Source organism: Acinetobacter sp. YH01024 (genome assembly GCF_013420195.1).
Classification (GTDB): Bacteria; Pseudomonadota; Gammaproteobacteria; order Pseudomonadales; family Moraxellaceae; genus Acinetobacter; species Acinetobacter amyesii.
Genome location: NZ_VOYQ01000003.1, coordinates 54,837 through 76,997, shown reverse-complemented (window position 1 = coordinate 76,997; position 22,161 = coordinate 54,837). Strand labels below are relative to the sequence as shown.

The following is a 22,161-nucleotide window of genomic DNA, read 5'->3' as shown; positions in this document are numbered from 1 at the left end:
GGTTTTTTTATGTCGATTCTTATCATCATTCAGCACTTTAGTAATTATTACATACCCTTTGTGAAAACAATCTACTCTTTTATAGGCAAAAAAAACCTCCCATTTGGGAGGTTTTTTTAATTCAATTAACGATTGTTGTTTTCGTCGTCTTGAGCATCTTCAAATTTAGTTTCGCCATCAAAACCAGCATTTTGACCGCCGAAACCACTTTGACCACCGAAGCCACCTTGACCACCAAAGCCACCTTGAGAGCCGAAACCACCTTGACCACCGAAGCCACCTTGACCACCGAAGCCACCTTGACCACCGAAACCACCTTGACCACCGAAGCCACCTTGGCCACCGAAGCCACCTTGTTGACCGCCGAAGCCGCCTTGTTGACCACCGAAGCCGGCAGCGCCTTGAGCACCAGCAGGAGCACCAGCAGGACGTGGGTTACGTGCTGGAACAACAGTTGAAATAGCATGTTTGTAAACCATTTGGCTTACAGTATTTTTTAATAAAACAACGTATTGGTCGAAAGATTCAATATGACCTTGTAATTTAATACCGTTGACAAGGAAGATCGACACAGGAATACGTTCTTTACGGAGAGAATTTAAGAACGGATCTTGTAAAGTTTGACCTTTAGACATGTTATAACTCCAAAAAATAATAAAAATCAGCGCAAAAGCTACCTTTACTTTTCAATTAAAAATTATCAAAAAGGTAGTCTGTAAATTTTGCTTTATCCGTAGCACTTTCGCAAGTCTTCTTGAGCCTGCTGCGCAGTTAAATATGTAGTAAATTTATGCGTTTCTTGCAAAGATCTTAACCAAGTATATTGACGTTTTGCAAGTTGTCGTGTTGCAAAAAGTGCCTTATCCTCCATTTCACGCTGTTTTTCGCTACTTTGATCACTATTTTTCAAAAAATCTAAAGCTTGACGATATCCAACTGAGCGCATAGAGGGTAAATTTTCATCTAAATCGTATTTTTCAATGAGAGCTTTCACTTCATTTAAAAATCCAATTTCCCACATTATTTTTAGACGTCGAGCTATACGCTCATGTAACTCTAATCGGTCGGGCAATAATGCGTAATTATGAAAATTGTATCGGTATGGTAGGTTTTTAGGTTGCTCAGCTTGTAACTGAGTAATGGGTTTACCGGTTAACTTAAAAACTTCGAGCGCACGGATAATTCGTTGCTTATCACTCGGTTTAAATTTTTCACCTGCCAATGGGTCTACATTGCACAATTCTGCATATACAGCATCCCAACCTTGCGACTCAGCTTTGGCTTCAATTTCAGCACGTACAGCATAGTCTGCACTTGGTAAATTTGAAGACAACCCTTCCAATAAAGCCTTGTAATACAACATCGTACCACCGACTAATATCGGTGTTTTACCTCGGGCATGCATATCATCAATCAGCACACAGGCATCTTCCACAAAGTTCGCTGCCGAATACACTTCTAGCGGACTGATAATATCAATCAAATGATGTGGATATTTCTCCAACTCAGCTTTACTCGGCTTGGCCGTACCAATATCCATATCCTGAAAAACCAAAGCAGAATCGACAGAAATTAATTCGAATCCACCTTGCTCGTATAATTCACATGCCAAGGCGGTTTTACCGCTTGCAGTTGGTCCCATTAAGTTGATGACCGGCAATTGATTTGACATGTAAAACTACTCTCCCCGAGCAAAAAGTTTATCTAGCTGTGCCAATGGAAACGCACGCCACGTCGGACGCCCATGGTTACATTGGCTGGCAAATTCAGTTTGTTCCATCTGACGCAGTAATGCATTCATTTCAGATAGACTTAAAATACGGTGTGCGCGTACAGCGCCGTGACAGGCCATGCCTGCCAATATTTGATCACGCTTTTGTAGTAACCCTGCAACCTGATCACTTGGGTCTAAATCATTTAATAAATCTGGAATCAGCGCATCAAAGTCTGCTTTATGCAAAATGGCAGGAACACCTCGGACAATGACTTGCTCATCGCCATATTGGTCTATTTCTAAACCTAGGCGTGCCAATTGTTCTTTGAGCTCATCGACGCGCATCGCTTGCATCCGACTGATACTGACGACTTTAGGAATCAGCAACTGCTGTGATGTCCAAAACTCAGGTTTATCCCAAGCCGTTTTCATTTGTTGTAAAACGATGCGCTCATGCGCAGCATGCATATCAACAATGATTAAACCTTCGGTGTTTTGGGCCAAAATATAAATACCATGCAATTGCGCAATGGCAATCCCCAAAGGATGCTCATCAACTTTCTGCTGAATATGTTCAGCTAAAGCGGTATCCGGATCATTTAACGACTCAGTTTGACGTAAAGGCGCTAAATAACTTTGCAATGCATTATTGAGCTGTCTGGAACCCGCTATATTTGACTGATATCCAGTGCTATTGTTCGACGCATTTGAATATTGCTGTGTATAAGCTTCCTGACCTGTTGGCGCATGATTTGAAGCATATTGCACCGTTGCTGGCGAACTAAAGTCAGTAAGTCCACCTGCGATCTCTGGACTGACAAAATTTGTGCCTTGCTCTGCAACTGGCTGAGGTTGATGTAATGAAAATTGTTCCTGATGACGCGGCTGCGGAATAATATTTTCGTGTGCCTGCCCATCAAGTTTCATTGCAGATGACAATTCGGCGGTCGCGGTTTGAAATTGCGCTAATGTCGATTTGGCAAAATGACGAACAAACTCATGTACTTCACGTTGATTTAGAAACCGAATTTCATGCTTGGTCGGATGCACATTCACATCGATATTTTCAGGATCAACTTCCATAAATAACAAATAAGCGGCATGTTGATGCCCATGCAAAATACCGTCATAAGCCATGCGAAGTGCATGTGAAACGGTCTTGTCTTTTACGATACGTCCATTCACATATACGTATTGCATATCGGCCTGCGCACGTGCATCTGAAGGATGGCCTAACCAACCACTGAGACGCATATTGACGCTATCAGCATCTATCCAGTACGCATTTTCAGTAAATTGACGGCCTAATAATTGTTGTACCCGCTGAAAACGGAGCGCGCCACTGTCTGCAATCGGCAAGTTCAGCTTAATACTATTGTTATGCTCAAGGACAAAACGTATATCAAAATGGGTCAGTGCCAAACGACGGACAATTTCTTCGATATGTCCAAACTCAGTCCCCGGTTTTTTGAGGAACTTACGCCGTGCAGGCACATTAAAAAATAAATCTTGCACACGGATGGTGGTGCCTTGCGTCGCTGCCACAGGCTGAATTTCTTGCGAATCAAATGCAGTGCCATTTACTTCGACCTGATAGCCTACACCGTCATCATTTTGGCTACTGGTCAAAGTCAAACGAGACACCGCAGCGATCGAAGCCAAGGCTTCCCCACGAAAACCTAGACTTACAATGGCATGTAAATCTTCAGCAGTTTGGATTTTACTGGTGGCATGGCGCATGACCGCCAAAGGTAAATCTTCAGGGTGGATGCCCCGACCATTGTCAATAATTTCAATCAGTGTACTGCCGCCTTGTTCAATACGAACAATCAACTCAGTCGCCCCTGCATCAATGGCATTTTCCAGTAATTCTTTGACCACAGAAGCGGGACGTTCAATCACTTCCCCTGCGGCAATTTGGTTGGCTAAGGCAGGATCAAGCGTTCGAATGCGGCGGGCACTGATTTCATTCAGCATGGTTAAATTTTTGCTCCAAAGCGTTTTGCAAAGTTTTTGAAGAAGAGCTTAAAGTCGCTGTACGGGTGGTTTCATCCGCAGACTTTTCAATATTAATAATTAAATCAGCCTCAGGGATTTCGTCGCCCCCTTTAGATGGCCATTCAAATAAAAATAGGGCGTTCGGCGTTTCTAAATAATCACGGATACCCATAAGTTCAAGCTCATAAGGGTCATTCAGACGATATAAATCAAAATGAAAAATATCTTGTCCTTGAATATTGTAAGGTTCAACCAATGTATAGGTTGGACTTTTTACCGCACCTTGATGACCCAAGTGTTGTAAAAAATAACGTGTTAACGTGGTCTTTCCTGCACCCAAGTCACCAATTAAATACGCTACACCCGTCGTAAAATGCGTCGCCAGTACGGTAGCTAAGTTTTGGGTATCGACTTCACTATTAAGTTCCAGACTGAATGAATACTGCATATTACTCACAACATGTACATAAGAATTAAATATGATAGCATCGCACTGGCTAAAATGGATATGTTCACACTATAGATTGAGCATTTTTCATGATGTGTTCTCTGCTTCATTTGCTCAGTTTTTAGATCTTTCTTCATGCACAGTTTTGAATTTACTCCCCCGATGATCAATGGTGTCAGTGCCAGCAAAGTCTTCCTAGACGGTCAACACACGCAAGCCTCTACCGTCTATGCATATTTGTGTGAACAATTTCCTCATATCCAAGCAGCAGAGTGGCAACAACGATTTAAGGATGGATTGGTCTATGCCGCAAATGGTGACGTTTTAACGATAGACAGTCCTTTTGAAGCCAATCGTCATGTTTATTATTATCGATTCTTAGCGCATGAAATCCATGTTCCTTTTGAGCATCAGATTTTGTTTGAAAATGATCATTTCATTGTGGTCGATAAACCACATTTTCTCACCATGAGTCCAACCGGTCAGTATGTACAAGAAACCTTATTGGTTCGACTCAAAAAACAAACGCAGCTTGAACAGCTAACGCCGATTCATCGTTTAGATCGTGAAACTGCCGGCGTGGTGCTCTTCTCCAAATGTGTCGAAAGCCGTGGGCTATATCAACAGATGTTTGCCAAGCGGCAAGTTCAAAAAACCTATCATGCCATTGCAGCTTATCGAGATGAATTAAATTTCCCTATCACAACTCGCTATCGTATGGAAAAAGGTCAGCCTTTTTATACAATGCAACTGGTAGATGGTGAGCCAAATAGTGAAACATACATTAAGCTGATCCAGCAGCATGGAAACCATGCAAAGTATGAATTAAAGCCCCATACCGGCAAGCAACACCAACTTCGTGTACATTTAAATGCTTTGGGCATTCCAATTCAAAATGACCCCTTTTATCCAGTAGTACAACATAAGGTAGATGACGATTTCAGCCAACCTTTACAACTACTTGCGAAACATCTTGAGTTTATCGATCCTGTGACAGAGCAGGCTTTTCAATTCAGTTCTGCCTATGAATTGACACTGTAAATCGATTGTCATTACATTAAATTGATAAAATACTGCCGAACATTCTTGAATTTATGATAGTTTTGATTAGAATAAATGCGAAAAGTTAAGTATTTTAAAGCTTTCTAAGAATATGAGAAAAACTGAAGTCTACCAAATCCGCCTCGATTCACAGGAAAAGAAACAGGCCTTTGCCGTGTTTAAACAATTAGGCATTACACCTGCACAGGCTGTACGTCTATTCTTTAAACAAGTTGTTTTAACCAAATCAATCCCCTTCTCTATTGAAAACCAAAATATCAATATTGAACAATTGATTAAGTTACGCAAATTAAAACAACAAGAAGCCCAAGCCATTTCAACCACTGAAATTAGCCCTGCTGAATTAGAAATTTTAAATAATGATCCATTATTAGATGATGATCATCTCGACTTGTTTGAAGAACTCAATGCAATTTTGGGTGAAAGTGACAAAACTTAACACTGTCGCATTTATAAACAATTTATAAATCAACCAATTTCGAAAATTCGATATGCTTCATGCAAGACTGATAAAAATAGCATGGAGTATAGAAAAAAATGATCGTTCGACGCGCAACAGAAGCAGACCTTCATCCACTTGCTGTTTTATTTGATGAATATCGCCAATTTTATGGCACCTCTTCTAATCTTGATATCTCATATAAATTTCTAAGACAACGTTTTGAAAATAATGAAAGTGTAATTTTTATTTGCTTAAAAGATGATGTGATTACTGGGTTTATCTTACTGTATTTGGGCTTTTCATCTGTGGCTTGTTCAACCTACTATATTTTAGATGATGTCTATGTCAGCCCTGTATATCGTCGTCAGGGTTCAGCCAAACAATTGATCGATACCGCGGTTCTCTTTGCTCAACATGAAGGTGCGCTTCGAATCAGCCTCGAAACTCAAAAAAATAACTATCACTCACATCAGCTCTATGAATCGATGGGCTTCATTAAAGATGATGAATTTCAAACTTATCATTACTTTATTCGCTAATGCCTTGCTCGGCATTAAAATACATCATCAACGCATATTAGAAACGAATCTTTCGATCAGTAGATAGCAGACATATTAAGGGGCTTTAATACCGCACATTCATCCTTCAAATGATGACGTATCAAAGCCCAATACCCATTACTGTGGATTTAGATTTTCACGAAATTTCGATTGTTCAATTTGCGCTGCATTCAAATAAATCCATTCACCCTCAGCGAGATCTTCAAGCTTTAATTGTCCAATTTGAGCTCGATGTAAAGTTTCAACTTTATTACCGACAGCCGCCAACATCCGCTTTACTTGATGATAGACCCCTTGATGGACAGTCATTTGTAATTGCTGTGAAGCCAATAGCTGTACATCGGTTGCAGCGAAGATGCCTTTTTCGTTTCGAAGCTCCACGCCTTGTTCTAATTGTTGTATTTGCTCAGGCGTCACAGGATCTGCGGTATGCATCGAATACACTTTGGCAACATGCTTTTTAGGGTGTGTAAGCGCTTGTAGATATTGACCATCATCCGTGAGCAGCAACAGTCCCGTGGTGTCTTGATCCAGTCGCCCGACGCATTGCAGACCACGATTTAACAGCACATCATCAAATAATTCAAAAACACTAAAATGATGGGTTGCCTGATGCGAACATTCATAACCTTGGGGTTTATTTAACGCAATATAGATATGCTCACGATAGACATAGTCCTGACCATGCACACTGTAAGTTAAATCATTCAAGTCCAGTTTTTGCTTTGGATTATCTACAATCTCAGCGTGTATTTCGACCGCACCATTTTTAATCAACTGTTGGCAATATTTACGCGAACCAAAACCTTGTGATTGCAGCATTTTTTCCAAAAACATAGAACAACCTAATAAACACCATATATTGCTATTTTATACTGAACCACGAGCCAACTTGCAGGAAAAATAGCGGAAATAATCTTGAACGCCAGTTTTTAATGTTTCTGCGCTACACTATTGATTATTTATTGAAGTTTCTCACGAATATCCTATGTCTCAGTTGGATTTAAATCTGATCGTGTTATTGGTGTTATTGGCTTGTGGCATCTTTAGCCACAATACAGCGATCACCATAGCAGCAGGTGTCTTGATTATTTTCCGCATCACGCCTTTAAGTGAATTTTTCCCCTATCTGCAACAATATGGCTTAAACATTGGCATTATTATTTTAACCATTGGCGTACTCACGCCGATCGCTAGCGGAAAAATACCCGGTGATTCGATTTTAAAATCCTTTTTAAGTTGGAAATCCCTCGTCGCAATCGCCATTGGCATCTTTGTCGCATGGTTAGGCGGTCGCGGTGTCAAACTGATGTCCAATCAGCCAGATGTGGTTGCCGGACTATTGATTGGGACAGTCGCAGGTGTTGCCATGCTGCGTGGTGTACCTGTCGGCCCACTCATTGCAGCAGGCATCTTGTCGCTACTGATTGGGATTAAACAATAAGGCCGTTGCTGACATAGCGGTTTAACAAAATTTTAATTTGAGCCATGCTGCATTTGAAATAAACGTCGACTAAGCATGATTCCAACGAATGATAATGCTGACATCAAGATCCCCGCCCAAAACCACGCTCCAGTTTGTGAAACCACAGTGGCAATCACAGGTGGCAGAACAAATTGTGATATGGCAGAGCATTGTAAAATCATGCCGACCGTCGTACTAATTGCCGCAGGATAAGGTGCAAAATGCAGTGATTGCGCAAAGACCGTCGCAGCAACCAAGCCTCCAAAAAGCGAAAAACTAAACACCGTTAAATATTGCAATAAAAACGGTAACGCATCTTTAAAGAGATAAAACCCTAAGGAGCAAATGATCAAAACTGCAAAACCCAGTTGGACTAAAGTTTTAGCTTGAAAACCACGCTGTAATAGCAGTCCACACCCCCATGTGCCCACTGCATTCGCAACGGCAACACTGGCTGTTAAAGCGCCTGCCAATTCAGCTGAAATTTGGTTTTGTGCATAAATCATCGGTAAGAAACCCACCAAAGCAAACCATTGCCCTGCATATGTCCCAAAAATGAGCGCCAAAAGCCATGCTGCTGGATGTTTCAGAGTATCCCGAATGAGACCAATAATAGGTGTTGTATTCAGCGCCACATTAGGCTGAGGAATAAACATAGCGATACAGAGTAGTAATGCTGCAGTAATCATAGCGAAACTGAGCCAAACCACACTCCAACCATATTGAGCAATTAGAAATGGCGCAACCAATAAGGCTATGCCCATACCTCCGCCCATATAAGCACTCCACAGTCCCATCTTTGCGCTGATGTGCTGTAGCGGTACAAGCTGACGGATAAATGCAGGCCCTGTGAGTGTCACCAATAAGAAGCCAAATCCTTCTATGACACGCAGTAGCAACAAGACATCAAAGCTTTGTGCAAAGCTCCCCCATGCACTTGCTATCGTCAATAGACTTAAGCCCAATAAGATACACAGTTTAAATCCAATTTTTTGGATATAACTACCAATCAACAATGCAAAGCACATTCCTGCACCCTGTACTAGTGAGAGCAATAAACCAGACTGAATAAAGCTAATGCCGAGTTGCTGTTGTAATACAGGTATTGCGGGCGGTAGTTTCCCGATATGCATTGCAGCAACAAAACCTGCCGCAATAATGAATAAATCTTTTGACATCCCTTTCATTGAATTGTCATGCTCTTTTCGCCATGCAATAGTGCACAGCTTAACAATTCAAAATATTATTTTGAGTCAAAAAACAAATGACCTTAGATGATTTTTCAATTATTTAATCATCTTGCACCGTCACATGCTAAGCGCACTTTGATTTAAATTAAACAACGATACTTAGTCATGTCATCTGCAATTATTTGAGACAACACGTATTCCCATCAAAAATGTTTTTTCTGATACTTTCAATAATTTGGCGGTAGTGAAGGAATTCACCTGCATAACAATTAGTGAATTATTTAAGCAGTGAGTTATTCAATATTTACTTGTTTCCGTTCACGCTTATTGGCGTACATTTTCAAATCTGCCATTTCGACCAATTGATCGATGGATTCGGCATCTTCTGGAAATAAAGCCATGCCAATACTGGCACCAATTTTCAAACTCATTTGCTCAAATGCAAACGGTAGTCCGCAACTTTCTGCGATTCGATTCATCGCCGTTTGCGCACGCTCTAAGTTGGCAATATTGGTTAAAATCACAGCAAATTCATCACCACCCAAGCGTGCAACCAAGTCATCTTGACGTGTTTCACGCAAAATGCGCTGTGCAATTTCTTTCAGTGCAGCATCCCCAATGCGATGTCCAAACTGATCATTAATCGGCTTCAGACCATCCATATCAATCATCAAGATACCTAGCACTTTTTTCTGCGCACGTGCTTTTTCTATACCTTGGCGTAAAAAGTCGACAAACAAAGCCCGATTAGCTAAACCTGTTAAGCTATCTTGAGTCGCCAATTTATATAACTCTGTCGCACCGAAACGTGTTGCATGGTACATCGCCGCAGCGATCAACTCAGACATCAAACTCAATATATGTAAATCGGCTTCCTGAAAGGCATCGACTTGGTCAGAGTAAATCTTTAAAACACCGACACCTTCATCACAATGAATCAATGGCACTACTGCCATCGAACGCAATCCAACACGTTGACATGCCACGCGATCTACCCGTGCATCTGTTTCCGAATCTTGGCAATACAGTGTTTGTTTTTGCGCTATACATAGACCCGATAAACTATTTTCAATATGAAGTCTTAAACCCAGTAAATGACTCGCCCCACCAGACACTGCACGATAGACCATATCACCATCTTCAGCCAACTCTACAACTGCACCTTTAGCATGTGTAATCTGCTGCGCCTGTTCTGCCACTACGGTCATCACTGCATTTAGATCTAAACCCAGTTTGGCAATAGCTGTCTGAGTTTGAATCACAGACATGAGTTGAGTTGGTGAGGGTTCTATAGAATTGGGCATGATTGAGTTCAAACAGGGTTCAATGTGAGATACAGCTCAATTCTAAAAATTATTCATCCACTTGTATAGCGATCTTAAAGTGATTTCTGTGCATTCAAGCACTTTAGATACAACTCTTTTAGATACGGCTCTTTAAAAAATTGCACTCAAGGAAACAACAGAGCAAGCAGAATCATCGATACACATATCGAAGGTTGGGGAAAGTCATGATGTATGGATGGCCCACGTATTTTACGACTCTCCCCCTGGATATTATTTCAATGCATAAATTTCACTCTGCATCCATTCTCCGCCTTCCAGTTGTACATCGACAGCAACACGTTGATATTCAGTACCTTCAAATTCATCTAAAGCAGCCCAATGAGCTGCTAAGTTTTCAGAGATAAAAACATAGCCTTCAATGGCTTGACCTGCCTTCGATAAACGGATGCCCGGACTGCCCATCGCCGCACCCCAGCCTTTATGTTCTAACTCACCCCAAACCACACCTTTCTTCCACTCGCCACCTATGTGCTCCATCACATGAGCATTGGGCTGACCTAGACGTAATGTCCCGCATACAAAAAGACTCTGTGTCATAGATCCTCCTTAGTTGGAATAATATTGATTGCGCTTTTGTGAGAATTTCGCCAACTGTTTTAGGAAGCCTTCAAAATAGCTTTTTTCAGCCTCTTCGGTACGATAGCCTGCGTACAAGGTCCGTCTTAAACCTTCAGGTGAAACACAATCTAAACGTCGAGAGGTCACCCAACCTTTTTGCTCATATTCATTCACTACCCAATCAGGTAATGCCGCGATACCACGACCACTAGCAACCAACTGAATCAGCATCTGGGTCAAATCTGTAGTACGAACGTGTTTAGGTTGAATATTGGCCGGTAAAAATAATTTTGCCATGATATCTAAACGATGTTTATCGACCGGATAGGTAATCAGCGTTTCTTCTGCTAATTCTTGAACAGTCACATTTGTCGCACGAACCAATGGATGTGTATTTGACAATACCAAACGAGACTCATATTCAAAGATTGGGAAATATTCCACACCTTTTAAATTGATTGGGTCTGCCGTAATCAGAAGATCAAACTCGCCCGTTTGTAATAGTTCATGCGGATTGGCTTCAAAGCCAGAAGCAAAGTCCAAATCTACATCAGGGTATTGCTGACGGTAGACATTCAATAACGGCATCAGCCAGTCAAAGCAACTATGACATTCAGAAGAAAAAATAATTCGGCCGGTTTGACCATGCACAATCCGTGTAATGTCCGATTGCGCAATTTGAACTTGCGGCAAAATATCATCAGCAAGGCGTAGTAAACGTTGCCCAACATTCGAAAAAGTAACAGGACGTGTGCGTCGGTTCACCACCTCTACCCCATACCAATGATCTAGCTCTTTCAACTGGTGTGAAAGTGCAGAAGGCGTTAAACACAGATCATTAGATGCAGCGACCAAAGAACCGTGTTCTCTGAGTGCCAATAAGGTTTTGAGATGGCGTAATTCCAACATGATTGTTCTCAACTAAACTTGGGAGCAACTTTGCAATCGAATATTTTTCGCAAAGCATTAATGAATTATACTCACCTTATCATTATTTTATTAAGTTTTATTCATTTAAAGTTTTATTTGGAACTTTAATCACCAATTCATCGTTTTTAAGCAGATGCAAAGGATGAAAATAAACACGATGCCTCTTATTAAAAAAGCCAGATTGATCAATCTGGCTTTAAATGTATGTAATCCAAAGAATGTGTTATTCCACAAATAATAAAGCCAAACGAACTTGGTCATAACCCATGCGTGGACTGGTCAACTCCACAATTGGGCGCAGCTTAACCGTGCCGTCATCATTATAATGTGCTGGGTCTTGTCGTTTCGCCAAGCGTTTATAAATTTTACGCACCTGCTCAACCACGTCTTCTCCCGGATGTGCCACCGAGATATCTAAACCTTGCTCTTTTTGCAGACGAGCCAAATGGTTAATAATGGTGGCTGGTGTTAAGCCACGCTCCACTGCAATATCTTGAATTTCATAACCTTCTTCAAACAATTCACGAGTTTGATCTAAAGTCGCTGTGGCAAAGCTTTGTTTCGCACCAGTTTTGGCAATTTTCTTTTCATTGCGCTCGATTTCCACTTCATTCAGTGTTCCGCCACAATGGCGAATAAAGGCTTTGTGTTGAACGGTTAAATCGGCCTCTGCAAAATTGGTTTCCGCTTCATCAGAGAGTTCCTGAAAGCGTCGATCGGCTTTAATCGCCAAACTGTCGAGTTCTAAGGCTTGTTCATTAAAACCAAGTAAACGCAGACCATCTAATGTTTTTAAACGCGACAATGCCACATAACCCTGACCTTTCTCAAAAGTATGCGTTAAGTTAATTTCAGCCGCTGCAAGGGTCATCCCTTGAGATTTATGAATGGTGATTGCCCAGGCCAATCGCAGTGGAATTTGTTGGAAACTGGCAATGGTTTTACCATCATCATTATCGACAGACCATGTTTCAGGCTCGACCACTAAGGTCGTGCCATCAGTGAGCTTTACTTTAGGCAAGATGCCATATTCATCATCTTCTTCAAAACCTATCACTTCACCGAGACTGCCATTGATATAGCCCACATCAAAGTTGTTTTTTACAAACATCACTTTGGCATTTTTCTTTAAGGTCAAAGTTTCCGGCGCACGCACTGAAGATTTTAAGGTTTCGATCAGTTTATCATTACCATCACATTGGGCATCAAACTGGCGAGATTCTTGCTCAATTTCATTTAGATGTTTATAGTTAATACTATCTACATCCATATTATGGGTATACAAGCGCGTAAAGGTTTCACCTATATTTTGTGAACTTGTCTGCCTTAAAGCATGCAAATGATCGCCAGTAATTTGCTGAGCACGAATCGCATTTAGAATATCATTGAGATAGTCATTACCCTGACGATGTTGTTCGGTCAAATAACACACGCGAAACTTCGCTTCTACCCATGCCTCAGACATAAAGCAAAACTTGTCACGGTTTAATTCACCTTTGCGTCCCACAGGGGGTAACTGGAAGAAGTCACCTGCAACAATGACTTGAATCCCCCCAAAAGCATCTTCACTGTCTTTAAAAAATTTTAAAACTTTATTCACCAAGTTTAATTGCTTGGCATGCAACATCGAAATTTCATCGATGATTAAAACTTGGGCATTTTCCAAATGCTCTTTTAAATATTTACGTTCTTTTAAGCGCTTTAACTCATCTTCGGAAATCGCATCTTTAATGCCAATCCCTGCCCATGTATGAATTGTCATGCCATTCATATGGGTTGCAGCAATCCCTGTAGAAGCCGTAATTGCCACCGGCACTTTGCGCGCTTTTAGATAATTGATGTACTGATTTAAAGTATAAGTTTTCCCTGCACCAGCCGAACCTGTTAAAAACACATTTTCGCCTGCTTTGAGCAGCTTGAGTGCAGTTTCTTGTTTCATAAGACCTATACCGTAAAAGAACGGCTATAGCCTAACGATTTTTGACTCAAAAGTTAAGCGCACAACACAGTTTCCTAAATCCGTATTTCGCCAATCTTACTTTAAGCTATTGAACCTATTTAAAAATTCTTTGGCGATATTTACTTTTTCTATTTCTGCTTGGGTATTATTTGAATACTCAAGTTGATCAAAAACCAAAATGTGGTTTTGCACATGACAGCCCAAAGTCATCGATACATGCAAAATGGGATGGTACATATGAAAAGCTACATATACTCTTGCAATGATACTGGCGCTATAACTTGATGCCAAACAATGTTTAAAGTGAATAGATTCATCAATAATTCGATCGATGGTTTTTAATTCTTCAAAGACCCAATCTTGAAAATATATTTTGTCTTCTGTTGTAAATGGCTGCCAGACTGTTGTCGCAAATTTACGCTTTAATTGAGTTAACATTTCTTGCTTTTGTTGCTTAGCATGCCAATGCACCGCCTGATGAAAGACCCCATTCCAGGTAATATTTTTAGGGACTGTATGACCTGTAGAATAAGTCGCACTAACATAGTCACGCACATATGCATCAAATACAGATACTCTTAAATTAGCATGCTTTAAATAAAATAAATTTCGAAAATCCTGCAGTTGAATTTTATGCTGTCGTAACATACTTAAAAACTGGCGATTTTCTTGGGTTTCTGGACGGATATAATCCATCAAAGCCTGCGGTAATTGCTGCGTACAACGTACTAAATGTTGCAGATAGGCCTGCATAATACGGCTCAAAGGTAGATAGACTTTTTTTATGGCCTGATCCTCTGCGCCTAACACCTGTCGCATTAAGATCAACCACTCATCTAAATACAAAATCGATGGGCTGATCACTACACGATGATCATCGTGCGGCTGATATTTTCGCTGTAAAACAAACTGCAGATTTTTTTCATGATTAAACCAATCATGTTCATGCGCAATCGCATGGCAATTTTGAATAAATAAGCGCGCTGCAATAAATTGAAAATGTTGTAAGGTCGCAAGAATCAATGTTGGATAAATATGCTGCGTATCGACAAAACTTAATGCCGTCACAGCCACTCGTACATTACTGTGTTGAAAATTACGACTCAGCCAATCCAACACTTCGGCTGACTGCTTGAACATCCATCGCACTGCACGGTTGTTATCGAGTAAAGGGAGTTTTCCACATTTTTTTTGCCAAATTGCTGTGGCTTGCACAAAATTGCTATGGCTTAATATGTCCTGCTCTGCCCAAACATCCCGATGCATCAAACGAATAAAACCCAACAAATTGGGACGCTCATATGCATGGTCGAGCAACAAAATAATATCTTCTATATGTTCATTTAATTCTTGTAAATTGAACCGATCTTCATAACTCAAACTCATGATCCGGTAAATCGTTGGATCTAAAAATTGTGCTGTAGCAAAACAAATCTCGTCCAAACTATCCATCAAGAGCTGTATCGGCAATATTTCAGCTTCTGTAAGTGAATGAAGCGCAAACATCTGCTCAATCTTTTGCATCAACCAATGGGGTAGACAGATTTGGCATTCGATATACGTTTGTAATAGCGGTGTCTGATAAATCTGCTGCTCTTGCATCAACTGATCAAAAATTTGCGCTTCAACTGCTGTCATCTGTGCTAAAAACTGCTGAACACGCGCTGGCCCATTTAGATGTTGAAAAATCGACTGTAAGATCAATTGTCTAAACTGCTGTGCTTTTTCTCTGAGCAAAAGTGAATGTTGCGGCTTTAGGTCTCCAGTAAAAAAATATAATTCATGAAATAAGAAATCTTCTATTGTCTCAATACAAGGCACTGTCGAATGCAATTCAGCAATTTTGATAGGTCTAAACGAACTTCTAGGAAACTGATAACCAATTGATTCACGACTTTGTAGTTGTAAGGCCCACAGTCCATTACACAGTTGAATGCGGTGCTGCTCTTGCTCAATTTTAAAGATATTTTGTGAATTGAGTGCTGTAGCAAGATCCATTTGCTCTTGATACAACTGCTTTAAACTTGGAGATATTCGAATAAGTTGCCGAGCAATATGCTCAAGCTGCGGGGTCAAGCTGTTCTGTTCCATCTTCCGCCCTAACGATCGTTGATTATTTTGCAACCTTCACTATAGTCAAAGTTTAATGCTCCGACTACTGCCATTAATCGGCCAAATAGCTGTACAAAAGGTCAATACGAAGGCGTTAAATAAAATAATCTAAAGGCTATTGTTGTGACAAAATTCACCATGATTTTGAGCTGTGACGGATAAAAAATGGGTAAAGTTTCAGAGTAGTCACTATTATTGATCTGTAGAATGTTGTTCTGCACGGATTTTTTTGAGCTGTTCTATCGCAGTGTAAATATCTTGTTGTAGAGCCTCTCGATAACGCTTTAAATCCTCCACACTCTGAATATGACTTAAACTTTGACGGGGTAAAAATTGAAAATAGAACGGAATGCGCTTGGGGATAATCCGTTTGGGTAAAGACGGAATCACATCACCATGGCGTAATAATTTATCGAGTTTTTGTATTTTTAATAGTTGTTTAAACCAACGATGTTCAACGATCACACTGGCATCAAAACCCAGTTCAAAGACTTCATCCCCACCTAAAGCAGCAAAAGGCACGATGTCATAATTAAATTCTTGCGCCAGTTTTAAAAAGCCATAACGTTGCTTCCAGATCAGTTGATAGGCTTCGCCTTTGCGTTTCAAAACCTCTCGACCGCCACCGGGAAAAACCAAAATGGAATAACCTTGTTGCATCACTGTTCTGACATAGTCCTGAATACCTTGGACTGCACCGAACTTTTTGACCATGCCACGCCAACCAGGCAAATAAAAATGGCTATGATCAGCAATACTGACCACAGCCACTTTATGTTCATTGTAGAGATAATCAATAATCACCGGTGAATCGAGTACACCGTAAATTGTGTGATTCCCTACATACATTGCAGGTTTAGATGCATCGATATATTCAGCGCCCAAAAACGTTGGCGTGAAATACATGCGGGATAAAGCGCTTAAACGCTTTATCCATTTTGCATCATGTTCAACCTGCAAATGTGCTGACCTTAGGCAGCATCATGTTTTTGAACAAGTACAGAACCTACTGAATAGCCTGCACCAAATGAGCAAAGTACACCGTACTCGCCATGGTTTACTTCATTCGCAGTACGGTGCAATGCAATAATGACACCTGCTGATGAAGTATTGGCAAATTCATCAAGAATAATTGGCACAAGGTCTGGCTGAGCATGTTCTTTGCCCACAACCAGTTTCAGAATCAATTCATTCATGCTGGCATTTGCTTGGTGTAACCAGAAGCGTTTTACATCTGTTGCCGCAATTTTGTTGTCATCCAATTGCTTGGTGATCATTTTCGCCACTAATGGACACACTTCTTTAAATACTTTACGACCGTCTTGACGGAAACGGTTGTTGTCGATGTCAGCATCGACTTCACTCATATTTAAGTAACCAAAGTTGTTACGAATGTTGTTTGAGAACTGTGTAAACAGGTCAATATCCAACACTTCAAAACCAGCTTTGGTTTCAGTTTCTTCAATGATCGAAGCCGTTGCAACGTCACCAAAGATGAAGTGGCAGTCACGCATGCGGAAATCCGTATGACCAGATGTGATCTCAACGTTCACCAATAACACGCGACGAGCGCCTGATTTGATCGCGTCATAGGCTTGTTTGATACCAAAAGTTGCAGCTGAACATGCAACGTTCATGTCATATGCATAGCCCTGAATACCCAATGCAGTTTGGATCTCAATCGCTACAGCAGGATAAGCACGTTGAATATTTGAACAAGACAAAATCACTACATCGATGTCTTCTGCAGTCACTCCTGCATTTTCCATCGCTTGTTTAGCCGCAGCAACACCCCATTCCGCTTGTAGCGAAATTTCATCATTTGGACGTTCATGTAGCACTGGGCGTAAACGTTTTGGATCTAAAATACCGCTTTTTTCAGCAACATAACGTGCTTTCACGCCAGATGCTTTTTCGATAAATTCTGCACTTGAACCACGGCGTGCTTCTAGTTCACCGGCTTCAATTTTTTCAGCATTGTCGCTGTTGTACTGTTCCACATAAGCATTTAAAGCTTCAACTAACTCTTCGTTAGTAATTACGTCTTCTGGATGATAAAGACCTGTACCCGTAATGCGGATGCCCATGTAAAACTCCTTTTAGAAAATACCTATATCTTAACTGATTCCGAGCTTATCCCATACTTTTTGCAAGCGGGATGGAGAAATTGGCATCTTGGTCTTCATTGGTTGAGAGAAAATAGAGATGCGTAACTCCTCAACCATGAAATACAATTCTTTAAGGCGAGTGTCATTTTTAAACTTAAATAATTTTTCCATCCATGGGTCAACTTGATCAATGGCAGAATTGTCCCTTTGTAGGTTATTTGGCAAGCGGTCTAAACGCAAGACTAATGCCTTCAAATATCTTGGAAATTCGAGCCACACATCGGAAGTTTTGCCATAAACAAAATCTGAAAGTTGCATCAAATCGAGCTGATCTTCAATGTCATCAATGTTCTTTCCAAACACAGAATCATCTAAAACCAACAATTTCCGACGTATATCCTGCCATTGAATATAGGTTTCAGTTAAAACGGCTAATGCTTGTTGCCCATGGGTTAAGAAAGATTTCTTTACATTTAAAATCAGGTTTTGGTACTCCTGCACATTGACAGGTAGCTCATTTATTGCAAGCTGAAGTGTGGCATAAACTAACATTTGCTCTAGTTTTGCTTTGTCACCTAGCGGTGAATAAGCCAATGCCAAGGGTTTAGAAATCTGTTTTTTCAACTGACGAACTAAGTCCCCCAGCTGCATATGAACCAAACGAATGATCCCTTCGCGGTGTTGTTTTACTGCTTCAAATTGGTCATTGAAGGTCTGAATCACCACGCCAGATTCGTCTTTGGCATCCAACTCCGCAAAGCTTTTGACTGGAACAAGCGCTTGATATTGTTTCACCACCACACCCGTGACTTTTTGTGATGCTTCGAACACAAAATTATCAGGGAAGGTTTTAAACTCACCTTTTAACTGTTTGACTGGGCTATGAGTTTCCGTACGACAGCGTGCTTTGAGTTCATCTAGATCACGACCTTGCTCAATCACACGGCCTTTTTCATCAATGACTTTGATTAAAGGCAGCAGATATTGCTCAACGCGTTCCCAAGAAAAGTCCTTATCTGTGATTTGCTCACCACGCAGTTGGAACGCCAAGAAACTAAAAATATGCTCGCGCAAATGCACGGCATCGACACGATCCATCAATTTACGCGCTGTATCAGGTATTGGCACCAAGTGACGGCGTTTATCCTTAGGCAGTGCTTTAAGTAAAGCTTCAATGAGATTTTGTCGCCAACCAGGTATACCCCATGACCAAATATTTTCATCCACTTGCGGCAAAGCTTGAACTGGAATTTTGACCGTTGCACCATCTTCATCATGACTTGGGTCAAAACGATAACTTGCAGCCAAACGCAGTTCACCATTTCGTAGGTAGTCTGGAAATTGCTGGGTCGTTGGACGGTCATTCATCCAAAGCGCATCATCATCGATAAATAAATGCCGTGGATTTTTCGGTTCTACAGTTGCACGCCAGTCTTCAAAACTACGACGACTTGCCACCTCTTCAGGCACTTTTGCAGCATAAAATTGGTAGATGGTTTCTTCATCCACCACCAAATCACGACGACGCAGTTTATCTTCAACACGCTCAACTTCTTCGAGTTTTAATAAATTGTGTTTTAAGAACGGCGGCGTAATACCCAAATGTCCCGTCGTCAACGCATCGCGTAGGAAAATTTCATGCGCCGCCGGATGATCCACTTTTTCATAATTAATCTGACGACGTGGCTCAATAATCAAACCAAATAAAGAAATTTGATCATAAGCATTCACCACACCAGCTTTTTTCGACCAATGCGGCTCAAAATAATGATGCTTCAATAAATCGCCTGCAGCCAATAAAATCCATTCAGGTTCAATTTTCGCCAATGTACGAAGATATACCTGAGAGGTTTCCACCATCTCAAAAGCCATGACCCAAGGTGTATTGGTTTTATGCAAAGTTGATGCAGGGAAAATGCGTGCCTTTTGCTGACGCACCGCCATGAATACATTGCGTTCATCGGTTTTGTTGGCAATAAATGAAAGTAAACCCGTTAATAGCGCACGGTGCAGATTTTCATAATTGGCTTTCTTTTCATTAAAGGACAGTTTTAAGCCCTGAGCCAAATCCACCAATTGCTCATGGGTTTTTTTCCACTCACGGAGGCGTAACCAACTGAGGAAATGGGTGCGTGCAAAGGTTCGACGCTTATTTTCACTCATGTCACGATTTGCGACTAGAGCTTCCCATAATTTAATATAGAACAAGAAATCCGAGTCAGCTTCACGGAACAAAGCATGTTTCTGATCGGCCTGCATTTGTTTATCCGCAGGACGTTCACGTGGATCTTGTACCGCTAAAGCAGCGACAATAATCAAGACTTCATTTAATACGCCAAAATGCGCTCCACCCAAAATCATCCGTGCAAGACGTGGGTCGATCGGCATTTTCGCCATTTGCTGACCAATTTTGGTTAAACCACCACCCTTCGCCGGAGGAAGTCCCCCTTTTGTAAAGGGGGATTTAGGGGGATTACTTTCAATAGAATCTCCCCCAACCCCTCTTTGCGAAAGAGGGGCTTTCCCTTTCTCAACCATCGCCCCAAGCTCAATCAAAAGCTTACGACCATCATTCACCAAACGATGATCTGGCGGCTCAATAAAATCGAAGTCTTCTAATTCACCAAAGCCCAAACTTTGCATTTGCAAAATAACCGAGGCCAAGTTGGTTCGTTTAATCTCCGGTTCGGTAAATTCAGGACGACTCATAAAGTCTTCTTCTGAATACAGTCGAATACACACGCCCGGTGCAATACGACCACAACGACCTTTACGCTGATTTGCTGCCGCCTGTGATACAGCCTCAATTGGTAGACGCTGTACACGTGAGCGATAGTTATAACGGGATATCCGTGCAAAGCCACTATCAATTACATAGCGAATATTTGGCACAGTTAAGGCAGTTTCTGCCACGTTGGTGGCAATAATAATCCGTCGCCCACCGCCTGATGGATTGAAAATCTTTTGCTGTTCTGCCAAAGCCAATCGAGCATATAAAGGTAAAACTTCGGTATGTCGTGGCCCAAACTTTTGCAGTGTTTCCTGTAACTCACGTATTTCTTGTTCAGTGCTGGCAAAAATCAAAATGTCGGCATGTTCAGGATGACCTTTTTCCTGCGCATCTTGAAAACATTCTTCTACAGCTGAAACCACGGCACGAGGTAAATTTTCTTCAAAATCGTCAAATTCATCATCATCACTACCGACAATGCTCAGCTCTGAAATTGGACGATAACGCAATTCTACAGGGAAGCTTCGACCTTCCACTTCAAAAATAGGTGCCCCATTAAAGTAATTCGAGAAGCGATTTACGTCTAAAGTTGCTGAAGTAATAATAACTTTGAGATCTTTACGACGTGGCAAGAGCTGTTTGAGATAGCCCATGATGAAGTCAATATTTAGCGAACGCTCATGCGCTTCATCGATAATAATCGTGTCGTATTTATTTAAGAATCGGTCATTGGCCAGTTCTGCCAATAAAATACCGTCAGTCATTAAACGAACGATGGAATCTTGTGAACCTTGTTCATTGAAACGAACTTTAAAGGAGATCGACTCCCCCAGCTTTTCGCCCACTTCTTCTGCAATACGTTGCGAAACACTACGCGCTGCTAGTCGACGGGGTTGAGTATGGCCAATCAAACCCGTTAAACCACGACCTGCAAGCATGGCAATTTGCGGTAACTGCGTGGTTTTACCCGAACCGGTTTCACCTGCCACAATAATCACTTGATGCTTTTGAATAGCTTCAATTAGTTTGTCCGCATACTGCGTAACAGGTAAGTCTTGATTTAATTTAATATTGGGAATGCGGGCAATCCGTTCGCGCACTTTCGCATTCGACTTTTCAAACAAATCTTGAAATTTTTCAGGATTGGCTTCTTTGCCTTTTTTCAGCCGACTTAAGCGATGGCGATCACGAACCATGACCAATTGATCGACATTTAACTGACTTGGCACAGATGCATTATCCTAATAATTAAAATAGAACCGAATATTTTACGCTGTATGTAAAAATAGTGAAAGATGAATCTATTTTTTGCGTGCCTGAAACCAATAGATGAAGCCGAACAGAATAAAATGATAAAAAACTAAAATTGCGGCCAATAACCAATAATTGCCACATGCTTCTATACTGTCATGTAATAGCTGATAAAATGGCACTGTATAAGACATACTCAACGGCATAATTAAAAACATCAATAAAATGAAAGAGATGATCAAAAAATGATGAACAGATTTTGCTAAGCACAAAAAGAATTGAGAAT

18 protein-coding genes are annotated in these 22,161 nt (G+C 41.0%); 4 read left to right on the top strand and 14 right to left on the bottom strand.

Annotated features, from left to right (window positions below; translation table 11 throughout):
* Window positions 1-125: 125 nt before the first annotated feature.
* The 4 genes from hfq to tsaE all read right to left on the bottom strand — a co-directional run bounded on the left by hfq (window position 126) and on the right by tsaE (window position 4,160).
* A complete protein-coding gene (hfq, locus tag FTT88_RS02500) occupies window positions 126-635 on the bottom strand; it encodes an RNA chaperone Hfq (RefSeq protein WP_168378882.1) in 510 nt (169 codons plus the stop codon).
* A 92-nt stretch (window positions 636-727) separates the two neighbouring features.
* Complete coding sequence (gene miaA, locus FTT88_RS02495) at window positions 728-1,672, bottom strand: tRNA (adenosine(37)-N6)-dimethylallyltransferase MiaA (protein WP_180003093.1); 945 nt, start codon at window positions 1,670-1,672, stop codon at window positions 728-730.
* Between the two features lie 6 nt (window positions 1,673-1,678).
* Complete coding sequence (mutL, locus tag FTT88_RS02490; RefSeq protein ID WP_180003095.1) at window positions 1,679-3,691, bottom strand: DNA mismatch repair endonuclease MutL; 2,013 nt, start codon at window positions 3,689-3,691, stop codon at window positions 1,679-1,681.
* Complete coding sequence (tsaE, locus tag FTT88_RS02485; protein ID WP_180003097.1) at window positions 3,681-4,160, bottom strand: tRNA (adenosine(37)-N6)-threonylcarbamoyltransferase complex ATPase subunit type 1 TsaE; 480 nt, start codon at window positions 4,158-4,160, stop codon at window positions 3,681-3,683. The genes mutL and tsaE overlap by 11 nt, the downstream gene beginning before the upstream one ends.
* Before the next feature lie 135 nt (window positions 4,161-4,295).
* Between tsaE and FTT88_RS02480 the strand changes: the two genes are divergently transcribed.
* The 3 genes from FTT88_RS02480 to FTT88_RS02470 all read left to right on the top strand — a co-directional run bounded on the left by FTT88_RS02480 (window position 4,296) and on the right by FTT88_RS02470 (window position 6,203).
* Window positions 4,296-5,201, top strand: coding sequence for a pseudouridine synthase (locus tag FTT88_RS02480; protein ID WP_180003099.1), 906 nt, complete (start codon window positions 4,296-4,298; stop codon window positions 5,199-5,201).
* Between the two features lie 112 nt (window positions 5,202-5,313).
* On the top strand, window positions 5,314-5,661 hold the full coding sequence (locus FTT88_RS02475) for a type II toxin-antitoxin system RelB/DinJ family antitoxin (protein ID WP_180003101.1): 348 nt from the start codon (window positions 5,314-5,316) through the stop codon (window positions 5,659-5,661).
* A gap of 98 nt (window positions 5,662-5,759) precedes the next feature.
* On the top strand, window positions 5,760-6,203 hold the full coding sequence (locus tag FTT88_RS02470) for a GNAT family N-acetyltransferase (RefSeq protein WP_168378877.1): 444 nt from the start codon (window positions 5,760-5,762) through the stop codon (window positions 6,201-6,203).
* A gap of 138 nt (window positions 6,204-6,341) precedes the next feature.
* Here the strand turns inward: FTT88_RS02470 and FTT88_RS02465 are convergent, their stop codons facing one another.
* Complete coding sequence (locus FTT88_RS02465) at window positions 6,342-7,061, bottom strand: pseudouridine synthase (RefSeq protein WP_180003102.1); 720 nt, start codon at window positions 7,059-7,061, stop codon at window positions 6,342-6,344.
* A 151-nt stretch (window positions 7,062-7,212) separates the two neighbouring features.
* Here FTT88_RS02465 and FTT88_RS02460 point away from each other — a divergent pair, with 151 nt between their 5' ends.
* A complete protein-coding gene (locus FTT88_RS02460) occupies window positions 7,213-7,668 on the top strand; it encodes a DUF441 domain-containing protein (RefSeq protein ID WP_180003104.1) in 456 nt (151 codons plus the stop codon).
* Window positions 7,669-7,700: 32 nt separating this feature from the next.
* On the opposite strand, the gene FTT88_RS02455 is transcribed toward FTT88_RS02460, so the two are convergent.
* The 9 genes from FTT88_RS02455 to FTT88_RS02415 form a co-directional block, all read right to left on the bottom strand.
* Window positions 7,701-8,867 (bottom strand): CynX/NimT family MFS transporter, encoded by a 1,167-nt coding sequence (locus tag FTT88_RS02455; RefSeq protein ID WP_257233006.1) that lies wholly within the window; start codon window positions 8,865-8,867, stop codon window positions 7,701-7,703.
* 305 nt (window positions 8,868-9,172) lie between these two features.
* Window positions 9,173-10,183: a sensor domain-containing diguanylate cyclase gene (locus FTT88_RS02450; RefSeq protein ID WP_180003108.1), complete on the bottom strand. Its 1,011-nt coding sequence runs from the start codon at window positions 10,181-10,183 to the stop codon at window positions 9,173-9,175.
* A 252-nt stretch (window positions 10,184-10,435) separates the two neighbouring features.
* On the bottom strand, window positions 10,436-10,762 hold the full coding sequence (locus FTT88_RS02445; RefSeq protein WP_180003110.1) for a gamma-glutamylcyclotransferase family protein: 327 nt from the start codon (window positions 10,760-10,762) through the stop codon (window positions 10,436-10,438).
* A 9-nt stretch (window positions 10,763-10,771) separates the two neighbouring features.
* Window positions 10,772-11,692, bottom strand: a complete 921-nt coding sequence (locus tag FTT88_RS02440; protein WP_078189020.1) for a LysR family transcriptional regulator — start codon at window positions 11,690-11,692, stop codon at window positions 10,772-10,774.
* 244 nt (window positions 11,693-11,936) lie between these two features.
* On the bottom strand, window positions 11,937-13,652 hold the full coding sequence (locus tag FTT88_RS02435) for an AAA family ATPase (protein WP_180003112.1): 1,716 nt from the start codon (window positions 13,650-13,652) through the stop codon (window positions 11,937-11,939).
* Between the two features lie 96 nt (window positions 13,653-13,748).
* On the bottom strand, window positions 13,749-15,764 hold the full coding sequence (locus tag FTT88_RS02430; RefSeq protein ID WP_180003114.1) for a hypothetical protein: 2,016 nt from the start codon (window positions 15,762-15,764) through the stop codon (window positions 13,749-13,751).
* A gap of 213 nt (window positions 15,765-15,977) precedes the next feature.
* Window positions 15,978-16,745: a 1-acyl-sn-glycerol-3-phosphate acyltransferase gene (locus FTT88_RS02425; RefSeq protein ID WP_180003116.1), complete on the bottom strand. Its 768-nt coding sequence runs from the start codon at window positions 16,743-16,745 to the stop codon at window positions 15,978-15,980.
* An 11-nt stretch (window positions 16,746-16,756) separates the two neighbouring features.
* Complete coding sequence (locus FTT88_RS02420) at window positions 16,757-17,872, bottom strand: beta-ketoacyl-ACP synthase III (RefSeq protein WP_078189024.1); 1,116 nt, start codon at window positions 17,870-17,872, stop codon at window positions 16,757-16,759.
* A 30-nt stretch (window positions 17,873-17,902) separates the two neighbouring features.
* A complete protein-coding gene (locus FTT88_RS02415; RefSeq protein WP_218953879.1) occupies window positions 17,903-21,820 on the bottom strand; it encodes a DUF3418 domain-containing protein in 3,918 nt (1,305 codons plus the stop codon).
* Window positions 21,821-22,161 lie beyond the last annotated feature (341 nt).

Excerpts from the sequence above, each read along its gene's own strand:
- mutL (WP_180003095.1), bottom strand. The coding sequence starts at position 3,691 with ATGCTGAATGAAATCAGTGCCCGCCGCATTCGAACGCTTGATCCTGCC.
- FTT88_RS02470 (WP_168378877.1), top strand. The coding sequence starts at position 5,760 with ATGATCGTTCGACGCGCAACAGAAGCAGACCTTCATCCACTTGCTGTT.
- FTT88_RS02435 (WP_180003112.1), bottom strand. The coding sequence starts at position 13,652 with ATGAAACAAGAAACTGCACTCAAGCTGCTCAAAGCAGGCGAAAATGTG.
- FTT88_RS02460 (WP_180003104.1), top strand. The coding sequence starts at position 7,213 with ATGTCTCAGTTGGATTTAAATCTGATCGTGTTATTGGTGTTATTGGCT.
- tsaE (WP_180003097.1), bottom strand. The coding sequence starts at position 4,160 with ATGCAGTATTCATTCAGTCTGGAACTTAATAGTGAAGTCGATACCCAA.
- FTT88_RS02430 (WP_180003114.1), bottom strand. The coding sequence starts at position 15,764 with ATGGAACAGAACAGCTTGACCCCGCAGCTTGAGCATATTGCTCGGCAA.
- FTT88_RS02440 (WP_078189020.1), bottom strand. The coding sequence starts at position 11,692 with ATGTTGGAATTACGCCATCTCAAAACCTTATTGGCACTCAGAGAACAC.
- FTT88_RS02475 (WP_180003101.1), top strand. The coding sequence starts at position 5,314 with ATGAGAAAAACTGAAGTCTACCAAATCCGCCTCGATTCACAGGAAAAG.
- FTT88_RS02420 (WP_078189024.1), bottom strand. The coding sequence starts at position 17,872 with ATGGGCATCCGCATTACGGGTACAGGTCTTTATCATCCAGAAGACGTA.
- miaA (WP_180003093.1), bottom strand. The coding sequence starts at position 1,672 with ATGTCAAATCAATTGCCGGTCATCAACTTAATGGGACCAACTGCAAGC.
- hfq (WP_168378882.1), bottom strand. The coding sequence starts at position 635 with ATGTCTAAAGGTCAAACTTTACAAGATCCGTTCTTAAATTCTCTCCGT.
- FTT88_RS02455 (WP_257233006.1), bottom strand. The coding sequence starts at position 8,867 with ATGTCAAAAGATTTATTCATTATTGCGGCAGGTTTTGTTGCTGCAATG.
- FTT88_RS02480 (WP_180003099.1), top strand. The coding sequence starts at position 4,296 with ATGCACAGTTTTGAATTTACTCCCCCGATGATCAATGGTGTCAGTGCC.
- FTT88_RS02450 (WP_180003108.1), bottom strand. The coding sequence starts at position 10,183 with ATGCCCAATTCTATAGAACCCTCACCAACTCAACTCATGTCTGTGATT.
- FTT88_RS02465 (WP_180003102.1), bottom strand. The coding sequence starts at position 7,061 with ATGTTTTTGGAAAAAATGCTGCAATCACAAGGTTTTGGTTCGCGTAAA.
- FTT88_RS02445 (WP_180003110.1), bottom strand. The coding sequence starts at position 10,762 with ATGACACAGAGTCTTTTTGTATGCGGGACATTACGTCTAGGTCAGCCC.
- FTT88_RS02415 (WP_218953879.1), bottom strand. The coding sequence starts at position 21,820 with ATGGTTCGTGATCGCCATCGCTTAAGTCGGCTGAAAAAAGGCAAAGAA.